At 39.7% G+C, this 15,395-nt stretch carries 11 protein-coding genes; 10 read left to right on the forward strand and 1 reads right to left on the reverse strand.

Annotation, left to right across the window (positions count from 1 at the left end; translation table 11 throughout):
* The first annotated feature begins 35 nt into the window (after positions 1 to 35).
* From KFZ58_RS02905 to KFZ58_RS02940, 8 genes are all read left to right on the forward strand, one after another.
* Positions 36 to 494 (forward strand): DUF2188 domain-containing protein, encoded by a 459-nt coding sequence (locus KFZ58_RS02905; RefSeq protein WP_235793363.1) that lies wholly within the window; start codon positions 36 to 38, stop codon positions 492 to 494.
* 101 nt (positions 495 to 595) lie between these two features.
* Complete coding sequence (locus KFZ58_RS02910; protein ID WP_235793364.1) at positions 596 to 1,462, forward strand: MBL fold metallo-hydrolase; 867 nt, start codon at positions 596 to 598, stop codon at positions 1,460 to 1,462.
* A gap of 140 nt (positions 1,463 to 1,602) precedes the next feature.
* Entirely contained in the window at positions 1,603 to 2,325 is a 723-nt protein-coding gene (locus KFZ58_RS02915; protein ID WP_235793365.1) for a DsbA family oxidoreductase, read from the forward strand.
* 495 nt (positions 2,326 to 2,820) lie between these two features.
* Positions 2,821 to 3,777, forward strand: a complete 957-nt coding sequence (locus tag KFZ58_RS02920) for an ABC transporter permease (RefSeq protein ID WP_235793366.1) — start codon at positions 2,821 to 2,823, stop codon at positions 3,775 to 3,777.
* Positions 3,764 to 4,720: an iron chelate uptake ABC transporter family permease subunit gene (locus KFZ58_RS02925; RefSeq protein WP_235793367.1), complete on the forward strand. Its 957-nt coding sequence runs from the start codon at positions 3,764 to 3,766 to the stop codon at positions 4,718 to 4,720. The genes KFZ58_RS02920 and KFZ58_RS02925 overlap by 14 nt, the downstream gene beginning before the upstream one ends.
* Positions 4,717 to 5,487: an iron ABC transporter ATP-binding protein gene (locus KFZ58_RS02930; RefSeq protein ID WP_235793368.1), complete on the forward strand. Its 771-nt coding sequence runs from the start codon at positions 4,717 to 4,719 to the stop codon at positions 5,485 to 5,487. Before KFZ58_RS02925 ends, KFZ58_RS02930 begins: the two co-directional genes overlap by 4 nt.
* A gap of 312 nt (positions 5,488 to 5,799) precedes the next feature.
* Positions 5,800 to 6,882, forward strand: a complete 1,083-nt coding sequence (locus tag KFZ58_RS02935) for a siderophore ABC transporter substrate-binding protein (RefSeq protein ID WP_235793369.1) — start codon at positions 5,800 to 5,802, stop codon at positions 6,880 to 6,882.
* Between the two features lie 348 nt (positions 6,883 to 7,230).
* Positions 7,231 to 7,944, forward strand: a complete 714-nt coding sequence (locus tag KFZ58_RS02940; protein WP_235793370.1) for a SurA N-terminal domain-containing protein — start codon at positions 7,231 to 7,233, stop codon at positions 7,942 to 7,944.
* Positions 7,945 to 8,236: 292 nt separating this feature from the next.
* On the opposite strand, the gene gltC is transcribed toward KFZ58_RS02940, so the two are convergent.
* Positions 8,237 to 9,139: a glutamate biosynthesis transcriptional regulator GltC gene (gltC, locus tag KFZ58_RS02945; RefSeq protein ID WP_235793371.1), complete on the reverse strand. Its 903-nt coding sequence runs from the start codon at positions 9,137 to 9,139 to the stop codon at positions 8,237 to 8,239.
* A 174-nt stretch (positions 9,140 to 9,313) separates the two neighbouring features.
* Here gltC and gltB point away from each other — a divergent pair, with 174 nt between their 5' ends.
* On the forward strand, positions 9,314 to 13,873 hold the full coding sequence (gene gltB / locus KFZ58_RS02950; RefSeq protein WP_235793372.1) for a glutamate synthase large subunit: 4,560 nt from the start codon (positions 9,314 to 9,316) through the stop codon (positions 13,871 to 13,873).
* 17 nt (positions 13,874 to 13,890) lie between these two features.
* Positions 13,891 to 15,387 carry a glutamate synthase subunit beta gene (locus KFZ58_RS02955; protein ID WP_235793373.1) on the forward strand — a complete coding sequence of 499 codons (1,497 nt, stop codon included), beginning with the start codon at positions 13,891 to 13,893 and terminating at the stop codon, positions 15,385 to 15,387.
* Positions 15,388 to 15,395 lie beyond the last annotated feature (8 nt).

Raw genomic sequence — 15,395 nt, forward strand, 5'->3', positions numbered from 1 at the left:
ATACATATAAACAAAGCATTTGAGGAGGACTTACGATGCCTTGGACATTAAATGATTATCCATCATCCATGAAAAATTTAGATGAAGCGACAAAAAAGAAAGCAATTGATATTGCGAATTCGATGATTGATGAAGGTTATGAGGAAGGAAGGGCCATCCCAATTGCCACTGAGCAAGCAAAGGAATGGCATCAAAATGCAAGTCAGGACGAGATTGAAGAATATAAAAAGCGTGGTAGGCCAACACAACGTTCTGAGGAAGGGAAGAAATATGAAAACAATCCGGAACGTTTAGAAGAAGCCGAAGAAGTTGTAGCACATGAAGACGGTTGGGCCGTACAATCGAGCAATGCGGACCGAGCGAGTGATGTTTTTGAAAACAAAGATGATGCAATAAAGCGCGCTAGGGAAATCGCTAAGAATAAAGGAACTTCCTTAACCATTTATAAACAGGACGGTTCGATACAGGAAACTTATTCCTATGAAGATAATTAATCTGTGAGACGGCTACTCATAATGGTAGCCGTTTTCAAGCAAATAACTCCGTATATATTCTACTTCTTTTCAAATCCTAAGAGTAAAGGAGGATTGATTTCATGGATAGGGAAATGCATGAAAGTCATGATAATAAATTTATACCAATGACATCTACAGAAAGCGGGACAGGACAAGAGGTAAGAAAAGATGCTTATTATTACACGGATCAGATCGCAAATATTTGCTTGATAGGCAACCTGATGGATGAGAAGTGGGTTTTAATTGATGCAGGTATGCCGACTGCAGCTCCTGAAATAAAGGCCGTAGTCGAAGAGCGATACGGGGAGCATAGCAAACCAGCAGCAATTATCTTGACTCATGGGCATTTTGATCATGTAGGCGGATTAATTGATTTAGTGAGAGAATGGGATGTTCCCGTTTATGCACATGAGCTTGAGTTGCCATTCCTAACCGGGGAGAAGAGTTACCCTGAACCGGATTCGACTGTTGAAGGTGGACTATTAGCTAAAATTTCGCCAATGTATCCGAACGAACCGATTAATTTAGGAGATGCTGTTAAGCCATTACCAGCAGATAACAGTGTGCCTGAAATGCCTGATTGGAAATGGGTGCATACGCCAGGTCATTCCCCAGGACATGTGTCATTTTTCCGGGAAGAAGATGCACTGCTATTATCAGGGGATGCTTTTATTACGGTGAGGCAGGATTCCTTTTACAATGTATTAATGCAAAATGAGGAAGTGAATGGGCCACCAAGATATTTAACCACCGACTGGCAGACTGCCTGGGACTCAGTGAAAAAATTAGCGGATTTGAAACCAAATATAGTCATTCCCGGTCATGGAAGATTCATGGAAGGCAAAGACCTAACAGACGGATTAAACAAGCTTGTCGCAGAATTTGACCGGCTTGCTATCCCGGACTATGGCAAGTATGTTGATGATGGCGACAATATGACACAATAAAAACGAAATCGGTGGGGCCCTAGCCGACTTCCGCCAAATCCGACTTCCGATCTACGGCGTCTGACCTCCATTTTCAGGCAAATTATTTAATCAATTTTCGAAGCTATGCTACAATATCCTCAAGAAATGAGGTGGATGATATGAAAATTGAAGTATGGTCAGATTTCGTATGCCCGTTCTGTTATATCGGCAAGCGAAGATTAGAAATGGCCTTAGAAAATTTCCAGGAAAAAGATAATGTAACTGTAGAATATAAAAGCTATGAACTGGACCCCAACGCTGAAGAGGGTCCCGGACAGAATATGCATGAATACCTTGCTGCTAACAAAGGAATGTCTATAGAACAGGCGAAAAGCATGAATGAAAGTCTCGGCGAGCAAGCAGCGGAGGTTGGATTGACATATAACTTTGATACGATGCAACATACGAATACATTTGATGCACATCGTGTAGCACAATACGCAACCAAACAAGATAAAGGCAAAGAATTGACTGAACGTCTTCTACATGCCTATTTCACAGAATCAAAATTGATTAGTGATCATGAGACCCTAATCACGCTTGCGGAAGAAGTAGGCTTAAATGCAGATGAGGTAACAGCATTACTTAAAGTAGATAATTATGCAAACCATGTCCGAGGAGATGAGGAACAGGCCCGTCAAATTGGTGTGCAGGGCGTTCCATTCTTTGTATTTAATGAAAAATACGCCGTATCTGGAGCCCAACCTACAGAAGTTTTTACAGAAGTTCTTGAACAGGTTTGGGAAGAGGAGAATGAGAAACCGGTTCTACAATCACTAAACCCTAAAAAATCCAAAACAACGTATTGTACGGATGAAGGCTGTGAAGTAAGCGAAAATTAAATCGACTGCTTAGAATCACGTAGTAAGAGGACCCGCCTCTTACTACGTGATTTTTTTGGCAGTAAGAAAATATAATATATTTTCTCACTGCATAAGTGCAGGCTTTGGCTGTCACCGAAGATCTTGATGACAACCAAGTTTTCTAAGCAAAAATAGCTTGGTTCTCGTTGACGGAGGATTTTAATGTGGTATAATTATACATAACATCTAATTGATAATGAATATCATTCTTAATTAGATTCATTAAAAGGTAATAATTATTATAAATAACCACGTTATATATAGTGAAAACCAAATGAGGAGTAATAGAAAAACAATAGCTTAAGGCCTTTTGCAGACGTGGTTAAGGGGAAGTTTATCTAGAGAAGATCGATCTATGAAACTAAGATACTTATTTATCGCAGTCGGTATCATCGGAAGCGGTATATCCATTTATTTGCTGCTGAGGAGAAAGAAAGTTACGAACTAGGAACAAACAAGTTATGAGGTTTAAGTATGAAACTATGGATATTAATAATTGTAACTATGATTCTGTCAGTGATATCGCTATTTTTAGGTGCGATAGACATTAGCTTAAGTGACTTGCTGGATTTAGATTCGGATGAGCTACAAGTCTTTTTAATAAGCAGAGTGCCCCGGTTATTGGCAATTATAATGGCAGGCGCAGGAATGAGTATAGCTGGTCTAATTATGCAGAGTTTGAGTCGAAATAAATTTGTATCTCCAACAACAGCTGGAACATTGGATGCCGCTAAGCTGGGGATTATGATATCTATGTTGTTTATTACAAATGTCACGTACACACAGCAAGTTATCTTCAGCTTCGCGTTCTCTTTAGCAGGTACATTCCTTTTCATGCAAATTCTGGACCGCATTAAATTTAAAGATGTTATATTTGTTCCATTAATTGGGCTTATGTATGGAAATATTCTAGGCTCTATTACTGTATTTTTCGGTTATGAAGCTGATATTCTCCAAAATCTTGAATCCTGGTTTATGGGCAGCTTCACAACAATTACTGCTGGTCGTTATGAATTATTATATATAAGTATTCCAGCTATATTACTCGCTTATATTTATGCAAATAAGTTCACCATTGCTGGTATGGGAGAGGATCTTGCGAAGAACTTAGGGATGAGTTATAAGTTAGTCCTTAATTTAGGTCTTATTCTTGTCGCAGTTATTTCTACATCTGTCGTGTTAACTGTCGGTGTTATTCCGTTTTTAGGTCTTATTGTGCCTAACATCGTATCTATTTTCATGGGAGATAATATTCGTAAAACAATACCTCTTACAATGGTAGTTGGGGTTGCATTTTTATTAATTTGCGACATAATCGGTCGTATCATTGTACATCCGTATGAGATACCAGTAAACGTTACAGTGGCAGTAATTGGCAGTGCAATCTTCTTAATTTTGTTATTTAGGGGGAGAGCATATGCAAAGAAATAGTAAGAGGTTGATTCTTTTAGCAGTACTGGCAATTATTAGTGTTCTATTATATGCATTTTATGATATAAAAGGTGGTTTTGATTACGCCTTTCCCAGACGTGTTATTCGTATAGCGGCAATGATGGTTACAGGGGTAGCTATTTCTTATGCAACAGTTGCCTTCCAGACCATTACACAAAATCGTATATTAACCCCTTCTATTATGGGGGTTGACTCCATGTATGAAGTAGTGCAGACACTAATTTTCTTCCTTGCAGGCTCTACGTCGATTTGGGTAGTAAATAATTATTTAAATTTTGGTGCAGCACTTATTGCAATGGTTCTATTTGCGCTTATTTTATATCGGTTTCTATTCAGAACAAATAAATATCCAATCTATTTATTGCTGTTAGTTGGTATAATTTTAGGAACTCTTCTCGGGAGTTTGGTAACTTTTCTCCAGGTTTTAATTGATCCTGTAGAGTATATGAGCTTACAAACATTCTTGTTTGCAAGTTTCATGGATGTTAAAGCAGAAGTTTTGTTTATTGCGATTGCCATATTATTCGCTGCATTTATTTACGGCCATCGTATTATGGATCAGCTAAATGTTATGTCGCTTGGTCGTGAAAATGCTATCAATCTTGGTATTAATTACGACCGTATGTTAATGAATATTTTAATTTTAGCTTCGGTGTTGATTGCTACGTCAACAGCCTTAGTTGGTCCGATTACGTTCTTAGGTTTATTGGTAGCAAACTTATCTTATCAATATTTGGTTACATATAAGCACTCAATCCTAATTTTAGGTGCAAGTCTTATAAGTATTATTGCGTTAGTAGGGGGCCAATTTATTGTTGAACATATATTTGAATTGCGTACAACATTGAGTGTTATTATTAATTTCATTGGTGGTATTTACTTCATTTACTTATTATTAAAGGAAAGCAGGGCGATAAAATGATTAAAATCAAAGAGTTGACAAAGCAATTTGGTAAAAAGAATGTTGTGGACAACGTTTCCATAAACATTAAGCCCGGGACGATAACGTCGTTTATTGGTCCGAATGGTGCGGGAAAATCTACATTATTGTCAATGGTGAGTCGGTTATTGGATTCTGATACCGGTGAAGTATTACTTGACCAAAATAACGTGAGAAAGTGGAAGTCGAATGAGTTTGCAAGACGTGTTTCAATTTTAAAACAGTCCAACTTTTTAAATGTACGTTTAACTGTACGTGAATTAATTTCATTTGGCCGTTATCCGTATTCTAAAGGCCGCTTGACAGCAGAAGACGAAAAGTTTATAGATCAGGCTATTGATTATATGAACTTACATGATATGGAGAATCAGTTGATTGATGAGTTGTCTGGTGGACAAAAACAGCGCGCATTTATCGCGATGGTAATTGCTCAGGATACAGAATATATATTACTTGATGAGCCTTTAAACAACTTGGACATGAAGCATTCTGTGCAAATTATGAAAACACTAAGTAGGCTTGTGAACGAGCTTGGTAAAACGGTTGTTATTGTTTTACATGATATTAATTTTGCATCTGTCTATTCAGATCGTATTGTCGCGTTAAAGGACGGAAAATTAGTGAAAAACGGCCCGACTAATGAAATCATTAACCCCCAAACCCTTCGTGAAATTTATGAAATGGATATACCAGTTCAGGAACAGGACGGTTGTCGTATTTGTGTATATTTTAATGCCCATGCAAATTAGTCGAGAATTTGCACATTTTAATAGATAAGTAATAAACATATTTTCATCCTATCAGCCCGTATAAACGTATACCCCATCGTTAGGTACGGGCGGTTTTGTGAATAACAACAAAGATTACAGAACTCCCTTTATTAAAGTTGTTATACAACATTATAAAATAGTTTCAAAAAATTCATTTAAATTTTTTGAAAAATATTTGTATAAGGTATTGACTAAAAAAATTAATAATTCTATAATGATTATAGTCTCAATTGATAATGATAATCATTATCAATTGAGCATTAAAAGTAAATATGAGGAGGAATAAATATTATGAACAATAGGAAATTACTTGGCATTATTATTGCAATGCTAGTGCTCTTTCTTGTAGCTTGTGGTTCCAATGGATCCGCTGGTGAAGAAGGGAATACAGATTCTGATGAGGAAGGAACAACGGAAGAGGCTACAGAAGAGAATAATGAAGAGAATGCAGGAGAGAACACAGAAGAAAATGCCGAAGAAGCTGGTTCTACATATCCAATGACAGTTTCTCCAACTCTTTCTTCAACTGAAAGCAGAGATGGAACTCAAAATAATTTTGAAGATGTAGATTTTGAGTCCCAGCCTGAAAATATTGTTGTATTTGATTATGGTTTCTTAGATACACTGGATGCACTTGGAGTTGAAGGGATTGTTGGGGTTCCTCAGGGATCTAGCTTACCAACTCACGTTGAAGATTATAATTCAGAGGAGTATACAAATATCGGTACATTAAAAGAACCGCTACTTGAAGATATTGCAGCATTAGAGCCAGATGTAATCTTTATCTCTGGTCGTCAAGCTGCATTTTATGATCAATTGAAAGAAATCACGCCTAATGTAGTATTCGTGGGTACTGATCAAGAACAATATTGGGAAACATTTACGGATTCTGTAGATATAGCAGCGGAAATGTTCGGTAAACAAGAGGAAGCTGAAGAATATATGGCTGATTTAAATTCTAAAGTAGAAGAAATTAATAACCATGCTTCAAATTTTGAATCAAGCTTAGTAACAATGTACAATGAAGGTCAATTATCTGGTTATTCAACCCCATCCCGTTTTGGTTACGTTTATGATGTATACGGATTCCAGCCAGTGACAGAAGATATCGAATCTTCAAGCCATGGCTCTAACTTTGGATATGAAGCAATTTTAGAATTCGATCCAGAAGTATTATTTGTAATCGACCGTACTGCAGCTATTGGCGATGATTCAAATATTGAATCTGATATGGAAAATGAAATTATTCAACAAACTACTGCTTACCAAAACGATCGTATTGTATACTTAAATGGTCCATTATGGTATTTAGGTGGCGGCGGTTTACAGTCTGAGCTTGCTAAAGTTGAAGAAATATTATCTGAATTGGAATAGGTTAAATCCGATTGAAGTATAATCCCTATAATTGGATTACTGGTACTTATCCGGTGGCGGACTAGTTTCCGTATCTGAAATGATTAATGAAATTGACGCTAGTTTGGAATAAGCGTGTATAGCAAAGGCAATCCATATTTGTGGGTTGTCTTTTTCTAAGGCTGTTTTCTATCGATTGTGGCAGAAATAAGGCATTATAAAAAATGTGTTATTCAAATGTAAAAAAGCAGTCTGAAGCCCTTTTCCCATGGACATTGCGAAGGTTCTTTTCTAAGTACGCTGCTTGAAATAGGCAGGAGTTTTGTGGTTGAATAAAGAGAGAACGATTTGAAATGAGGGAATTAATGAATGAAAAAACTTATTATATTAGCGTTAGCGCTAAGTTTAATGATACTATTGGCTGCCTGTGGAGGAGATGATTCCGGGGAAAGTGAAGGATCAGGCAGTGAAAACACAGAGGCTCAGCCATCAGCACAAGAGCCGATAGAGTTTACGGATGAAGAAAAGGTTGCCGAAGATGAATCTGTAGCAGATGTAAATGGTACAGAAATAAAAGGCAATGAATATAATGCCTTATACCCACAGGTCAAAATGTCTCTTCAGCAAGGTGGACAAGCTTCTGATGATCAAGACCAGGTAAAGGAACTGACGGTTAATATGCTTGTAGAGCAAGAATTGATAAATCAAGCTGCAGAAGAACAAGGTGTAGAGGTCACCGATGAAGAAGTTCAGTCTGAATATGACATGATGGAAGAACAGGCTGGTGATCAATTGGCATCTGTCTTAGACCAATTCCATTTGACAGAAGAAGCGTTTAAAAACCAATTAAATGATAACTTACTTACAACCAAATATATGGAATCAGAATTTGATATTGAAGTAACGGATGAAGAAGTAGAAGAGTACTATAATCAGTTAACAGAGCAAAGTGATGAAGTCGGAGAATTAGAAGAAGTGGAAGATCAGATTAGAGAACAACTCAATTTGACTAAAACACAGGAACAGCTGCAAACGGAATTAGAAGAATTAAGAGAACAAGCAGAAGTAGAAATGTTGATTTAACATTCCATGAGAAATGACAATACAAATAGTCAAAAACGCTTAGATGTAATCTGAGCGTTTTTTAGATAGCGAAGTTTTAAACGTTCTTATCTCCCAAAGAAGAGCTGAACTCTCAACTCTTCGTATGCTTCTACATTTCATCGAAAAAAAGCGTCCATCCCGAAAGAGGAATGGCACTTCCCGCGAATACGAGCAGTAAATAGATAATTATATCGATGTCGATCACCTTCTTTATATCCTCATTTAATTGTAGGAAGCTTATACTCTATAAAACTACATATGACTCAACTTCTTACTGAAATTGATTCAGCCTAGAGAAAAATTCCTTAACAAAATCATAAAAGACCTTTTCAGAAGGTGCGAGTTCTTTATTTTTCTTCTTAATAACCCCAACGGTCCTTCTGATTTGGGGGCTATTAATCGGAATCTTTACTGTCATCCGTGGTGTTGACTCCTGAAATGTGCTCTCAGGCAGTAGTGTTACACCAATACTGGCGGCTACTAGTCCTTTGATCGCGTCCAGGTCTTCTCCTTCTGATGAGATTTTGGGAGCAAACCCTGCTTGCCTGCATGCGTCTACAAGGATTTTCTCTAAAATAAATCCATGTGGAAAACTGACAAAATCATCTTCCTTCAATTCGCTAAGATGCAGTTTTTCGCTTTTTGCTAATGGATGTGATAAGGGGATTAGTGCTGAAATGCTTTCGGCGAATAAGATACTGCTTTCGATATCAGGTTCATTCTTGGGGACAGGGCCGAGAAAAGCAACGTCGATATCGCTTTTTTTAACGGAATCGATCAAAAATTTATAAGATCCTTGACGCAATTGAAAGGAAATATTGGGATATTGCCCCTTAAATGCTGAAATGACATTTGGCAGCAGATGATTGGATAAACTTGTTGGAAAACCGATTTTAATGGTTCCACGCTCCGGATCCAAGTATTCATCTATTTGTTTTTTAGCATTATCAGCGGCCTTCACTACCATTTCGGCATGTGATAAAAATATCCTTCCAATGTTCGTTAATTTAATATTCCTGCCTTCCCGATCAAATAAAGCAACTCCAAGTTCGGCTTCTAAATTGGCAATCTGCGTACTTATCGCTGATTGCGCAACATGCAGGTGTACAGCTGCTTCAGATACGTGTTCGCGCTCAGCAACTTCCATAAAATAATGTAATTGACGAAGTTCCATCTCCATTCCTCCACCCATCTATCTGGAATACAGATTGATTTGATCTTAATTATATATTGTTTCGATTGATTTGAAAACCTATAATAATAATCAGACACTTTTCCTACTTACGCAAATATTGAAATTACCGTGATTAAGTTATTCGATCAAAACTATAATGAGGAGGAATTATCGATGGGTTATAATCAAATACCAAAAGCACAAGGCCTTTATCGCCCCGAATTTGAACATGATGCATGTGGGATCGGCTTATATGCGCATATAAATGGAATTCCAACTCATGATATCGTGAGGCAAGGACTGCATATGCTTCGGCAACTGGATCATCGCGGCGGACAGGGAAGTGATGCGTCTACAGGCGATGGTGCAGGATTAATGGTTCAAATCCCGGATGAATTTTTCAGGAAAGTTTGTGCAAATATGAACTTACCTGAAAAAGGGCACTATGGTGTCGGGATGATTTTCTTCTCCAATGATGATCAAAACCGGGAAACGATGGAGTCCCGGATAAATAAATTGATTATGAAAGAAGGGCAGACAGTGCTTGGCTGGAGAACGGTACCAGTTGAACAAGAAAACATCGGACAGAAAGCTATAGAAAGCTGTCCTATTATACGGCAGGTATTTATTGGTGCAGATACCTCTATCAACGAAGACTTTGAATTTGAACGCAAGTTATACGTCATTCGCAGACAGGTGGAAAGAGTCGCTGCTGAACGTGAAGAGCGTTTTTATTTCACCAGTCTCTCTAGTCGGACGATTGTCTATAAAGGGTTAATGACACCGGAGCAACTGGACACATTTTACATTGACTTGCAGGATGAGGACTTTGTATCGGCTTTTTCCTTTGTTCATTCCCGTTTCAGTACAAATACGTTCCCAAGCTGGGAAAGAGCGCATCCGAATCGTTATTTAATGCATAACGGGGAAATCAATACATTAAGAGGGAATATAAACTGGATGCGTGCACGTGAAAGGCAGTTTGTATCCGATGCATTCGGTGAGGACTTAAAGAAGGTATTACCGATTTTGGATTCAGATGGCAGTGATTCAGCCACATTGGATAATGCACTCGAATTCTTTATTTTAGCAGGAAGGAAACCTGCTCATGCGGCTATGATGCTGATTCCTGAGCCTTGGGCGAATAACCCGCATATATCAAAGGAAAAACGGGCTTTTTATGAGTATCACAGTGCGTTAATGGAACCATGGGATGGTCCTACGACGATTTCCTTTACAGATGGCAAACAGATCGGTGCTATTTTAGACAGAAATGGATTGCGTCCAGCTAGATATTATGTGACAAAAGATGATTACCTTATTTTTTCATCAGAAGTTGGTGTAATCGATGTTGATGAAAGTAATGTGTTATATAAAGACCGCCTGAGTCCGGGTAAAATGCTTTTGCTTGATCTAGAAGAAGGACGGATTATTTCAGATGACGAAATTAAGGCAGAAATGAGTGAGGCTTATCCTTACCGACAATGGCTGGATGAGAATCTCGTAAAAATCAAAAATAAGGTGAATGCAGAAGCGGATAGGCCGTTTAAAGATTTAACGACAAGACAGAAAGCATTTGGTTATACGTATGAAGATGTTCATAAATATGTTATTCCTGTAGTAACAGAAGAAAAAGATCCCATTGGTTCGATGGGAAATGACGTGCCTTTAGCAGTATTATCTGAAAAACCTCAATCCTTGTTTTCGTACTTCAAGCAACTATTCGCACAAGTGACAAATCCTCCAATCGATGCGTATCGTGAACAGCTCGTTACATCAACTATGAGTTTGCTGGGGCCTGAAGGTGATATGCTGCATCCAACTGGGGAGAACGTACGTCGTCTTCAAATCGATACACCCGTTTTATCAAATAACCAGCTCCGATTATTGAAGGAGAATAGGTATGAAGGTTTTACAAGTAGAACAATAGATACATTGTTTTCGGATGACCTTGAAAAGGCATTGGGACTCATTTTTACAAAAGCGGAAAAGGCGATTGCAGAGGGGATCAGTATTCTTGTGTTATCAGATCGTAATATGGATGAAAATGCAGCTGCTATTCCGTCACTTCTTGCTGTAAGTGCCTTGCATCAGCATTTGATTCGCAGCGGTAACCGTACACAGGTAAGCATTATCGCAGAAACAGGAGAGGCGAGAGAGGTACATCATTTTGCAGCATTAATTGGATACGGAGCCAACGCTATAAATCCTTATCTTGCGTATGCGACACTCGCCGAGGTTATTGACGAAGAGCATATATCTCAAAGCTACGGGGAGGCTGTAAGTAAATATATCGACGGTATAACAGAAGGTATCGTAAAAGTCATGTCCAAAATGGGTATTTCCACTATTCAAAGCTATCGTGGTGCACAAATATTTGAGGCAATTGGAATAAGTAATAAGGTTATCGACCGCTATTTTACTGGTACTGCTTCTCAACTTGGCGGAATAGGGATCGAGACGATTGCGAGAGAAGCGATGAAACGTCATAAAGCTGCGTATGAAAATGATTTTGACGAGACATTGGATTCGGGAAGTGATTTTCAGTGGAGAAAATCAGGAGAACATCATGCGTTTAATCCGAAAACGATCCATACGCTGCAATGGGCGAGCCGGAGAGGGGATTATGATTTATTTAAAACCTATTCAAAAGCTGCAAATGAAGAAAGGCTAAATTTTCTGCGGAACTTGTTTGAATTCAAAAAAGCAGCAACCCCTGTACCAATGGAGAAGGTAGAGTCCGCCCAATCGATTGTTAAACGATTTAAAACGGGTGCTATGTCGTTCGGTTCATTGAGTCAGGAAGCGCACGAATCACTTGCTATTGCAATGAATCGCATTGGTGGCAAAAGTAATAGTGGTGAGGGTGGAGAAGATCCGAACCGATATAGGCTGGATGAAAATGGTGATACGAAGCGAAGTGCGATTAAGCAAATTGCTTCAGGACGATTTGGGGTTAAAAGCCACTACCTTGTAAATGCTGATGAACTTCAGATAAAAATGGCGCAAGGAGCAAAACCGGGTGAGGGAGGACAGCTTCCTGGAAATAAGGTTTATCCTTGGGTGGCTGGTGTACGCGGTTCAACTCCCGGTGTCGGACTTATTTCCCCGCCGCCGCATCATGATATTTATTCGATTGAGGATCTGTCCCAGCTCATTCATGATCTAAAAAATGCTAATCGGCATGCGCGTGTCAGTGTAAAGCTTGTAGCAAAGGCTGGGATTGGGACAATCGCTGCAGGTGTGGCAAAAGGATCCGCAGATGTGATTTCCATTAGTGGCTATGATGGTGGAACAGGAGCTTCACCGAAAACAAGTATTAAACACACAGGCTTGCCATGGGAACTTGGCTTAGCTGAGACGCATCAGACTCTTATGTTAAATGATTTGCGGAAACGGGTTGTACTCGAAACAGACGGAAAGCTCATGACAGGGAAAGATGTTGTTATGGCTGCATTACTCGGGGCGGAAGAGTACGGATTTGCTACAGCACCACTCGTTGTGCTTGGTTGCGTTATGATGAGGGCCTGTCATTTGGATACATGCCCTGTCGGAATTGCGACCCAAAATCCGGAACTCAGGAAAAAATTCATGGGCGATCCGGAGCATGTGGTTAACTTCATGCACTTTATTGCAGAGGAAGTCAGAGAAATTATGGCAGAATTAGGCTTTAAGACAATGGAAGAAATGATCGGGCGTACAGACGTTTTAACGGTAAGTGAACGGGCTAAAACGCATTGGAAGGCAAAACAGTTGGATTTATCCACATTGCTTTTCCAAGCAGACGGCCCAAGAACCCATCAAATTAGCCAAAATCATCACCTTGATGGATCTCTTGATATAAGTGAAATTTTGCCTGCAGTAAAACCTGCTATCGAACACGGAACTAGCGTTGACCTGTCGTATCCCATCAAAAATATTAACCGAGTGGTGGGGACGATTGTCGGCAGTGAAATAGTGATGCGTTACGGTGAATCAGGACTTGCGGAAGACACCATTACGCTGAGGTTCACAGGCTCTGCCGGGCAAAGCTTAGGTGCCTATATACCAAATGGCATGTCCTTATTATTGACCGGTGACGCCAATGACTATGTTGGAAAAGGTCTATCGGGTGGCAAGATTATTGTATCTTCGCCGGAAGAGGCTAAGCCAAGCGAACCTGATAATGTTATTGCCGGCAACGTTGCGCTTTATGGCGCCACAAGTGGAGAGGTATATATTAACGGTATTGCAGGCGAGCGGTTCGCAGTTAGAAATAGTGGAGCAAGTGCTGTTGTAGAGGGAATCGGTGATCATGGATGTGAGTACATGACCGGTGGTGACGTCGTCATATTAGGAGATGTAGGTAAAAACTTTGCTGCAGGGATGTCAGGTGGAACCGCCTATGTACTTTCTGAAGATGTGGAAAAGTTCAAGCATATGTGTAATCAGGAAATGATTGAATTTGAAACGCTGGCAGACAATCAGGAGATGGAGAAAATCAAATCAATGGTTCAACATCATTATTATTACACAGGAAGTCAAAAAGGCGGCTATGTACTTGATAATTGGGAAGACAGTCTCCCTAAATTCGTGAAGGTTATTCCAAAAGATTATAAGTTAATGCTTGATAGAATTGAAGATCAGAAGAATGCTGGTTTAACAGATGAAGAAGCTGCAATGAAAGCATTTCAAACAAAGAACGATAAACCAATTGACGCGCAGACCAATAAACAAAAAGTATTGGTGACGTGAGAAAGGAGAGCATGTAGATGGGGAAAATAACCGGATTCATGGATTATCAACGTGAAGAGGCCAAAGAGCGCAATCCGCTCAGGCGAATTGGCGACTGGAAAGAATATGATGCTCCTTTTTCAGATGAGGTATTGCAAACACAGGGGGCGCGGTGTATGGACTGCGGGACTCCCTTTTGCCAAATGGGTGAAGAGATTAACGGGGCGACAACAGGATGTCCGATCTATAATTTAATACCGGAATGGAATGATTTGGTATATCGCGGGAGATGGAAAGAGGCATTGGAGCGATTATTAAAGACAAATAATTTCCCGGAATTTACAGGCAGAGTTTGTCCTGCCCCATGTGAAGGTTCATGTACTGTTGCTATTTCTGACCCGGCGGTAAACATTAAAAGTATTGAGCGTACGATTATTGATAAAGGTTTTGAAAATGGCTGGATCACAGCAAGGATTCCGAAAAAACGTACCGGGAAATCGGTCGCAATCGTAGGTTCCGGTCCAGCCGGATTAGCCAGTGCAGATCAGCTGAATCAGGCGGGACATACGGTGGCAGTTTATGAACGCGGGGAACATGCTGGTGGATTGCTGACATATGGTATTCCTAATATGAAGCTTGAGAAGGAAGTTGTGGAACGAAGAATCAGGTTACTGGAGCAGGAAGGGATTGATTTTGTTACAAATACCGAAGTTGGAAGAGATATTTCAGCAGAAGAGTTAAAGGGTCAGCATGATTCCGTAATTCTCTGTACAGGTGCCCAGAAGCAACGTGATTTAAATATGGAAGGTAGAAATGCAAATGGGATCCACTTTGCGATGGATTACCTGACAACGTCCACCAAGAGCCTGCTGAATTCCAAGTTAGAAGAGGGTGAATTTATTGATGCAGAAGGAAAGAATGTTATCGTTATTGGCGGGGGAGATACAGGTGCTGATTGTATCGCAACAGCACTTCGTCAAGGCTGCAACAGTGTAACGCAATTTGGCAAACATCCGAAGCTCCCGCTCGCAAGGACTGAACGTAATGCTTGGCCTGAGTATCCGCATGTATTTACGATGGAATATGCGCTTAAGGAAGCAACAGCCAAATTCGAGGAGGACCCTCGTCACTATTCCATCCAGACAAAACGCTTTGTCTCGGATGAAAACGGGAAATTAAAAGAACTTCATACCATTGAAATGGAAAAAGTCAGAGACGGAGACGGAAATCTTGTGCTTCAGGAGATTCCTGGTACTGAAAAGGTTTGGCCAGCGCAGCTTGTGCTCATCGCAATTGGGTTTGAAGGACCTGAACCTGAAGTATTGAATCAATTTGGCGTAAATACAAGCAGAAACAAAATAGAAGCCAAATATGGAGACTTTACGACAAATGCGGAAAATGTCTTTGCGGCAGGGGATGCCAGAAGAGGGCAGAGCCTGATCGTATGGGCGATTAATGAGGGTCGTGAAGTAGCTCGGAAAGTGGATGATTATTTAATGGGAAGTACGGTACTGCCGTCTTATCTGGAGGTATAATAAGAAAA

The organism is Virgibacillus sp. NKC19-16 (assembly GCF_021560035.1).
In the GTDB taxonomy this organism is placed as follows: Bacteria; Bacillota; Bacilli; order Bacillales; family Amphibacillaceae; genus Virgibacillus_L; species Virgibacillus_L salidurans.

Bases quoted from the DNA above. Each gene is read 5' to 3' on its own strand.
- KFZ58_RS02905 (WP_235793363.1), top strand. From the start codon at position 36: ATGCCTTGGACATTAAATGATTATCCATCATCCATGAAAAATTTAGAT.
- KFZ58_RS02910 (WP_235793364.1), top strand. From the start codon at position 596: ATGGATAGGGAAATGCATGAAAGTCATGATAATAAATTTATACCAATG.
- KFZ58_RS02915 (WP_235793365.1), top strand. From the start codon at position 1,603: ATGAAAATTGAAGTATGGTCAGATTTCGTATGCCCGTTCTGTTATATC.
- KFZ58_RS02920 (WP_235793366.1), top strand. From the start codon at position 2,821: ATGAAACTATGGATATTAATAATTGTAACTATGATTCTGTCAGTGATA.
- KFZ58_RS02925 (WP_235793367.1), top strand. From the start codon at position 3,764: ATGCAAAGAAATAGTAAGAGGTTGATTCTTTTAGCAGTACTGGCAATT.
- KFZ58_RS02930 (WP_235793368.1), top strand. From the start codon at position 4,717: ATGATTAAAATCAAAGAGTTGACAAAGCAATTTGGTAAAAAGAATGTT.
- KFZ58_RS02935 (WP_235793369.1), top strand. From the start codon at position 5,800: ATGAACAATAGGAAATTACTTGGCATTATTATTGCAATGCTAGTGCTC.
- KFZ58_RS02940 (WP_235793370.1), top strand. From the start codon at position 7,231: ATGAAAAAACTTATTATATTAGCGTTAGCGCTAAGTTTAATGATACTA.
- gltC (WP_235793371.1), bottom strand. From the start codon at position 9,139: ATGGAACTTCGTCAATTACATTATTTTATGGAAGTTGCTGAGCGCGAA.
- gltB (WP_235793372.1), top strand. From the start codon at position 9,314: ATGGGTTATAATCAAATACCAAAAGCACAAGGCCTTTATCGCCCCGAA.
- KFZ58_RS02955 (WP_235793373.1), top strand. From the start codon at position 13,891: ATGGGGAAAATAACCGGATTCATGGATTATCAACGTGAAGAGGCCAAA.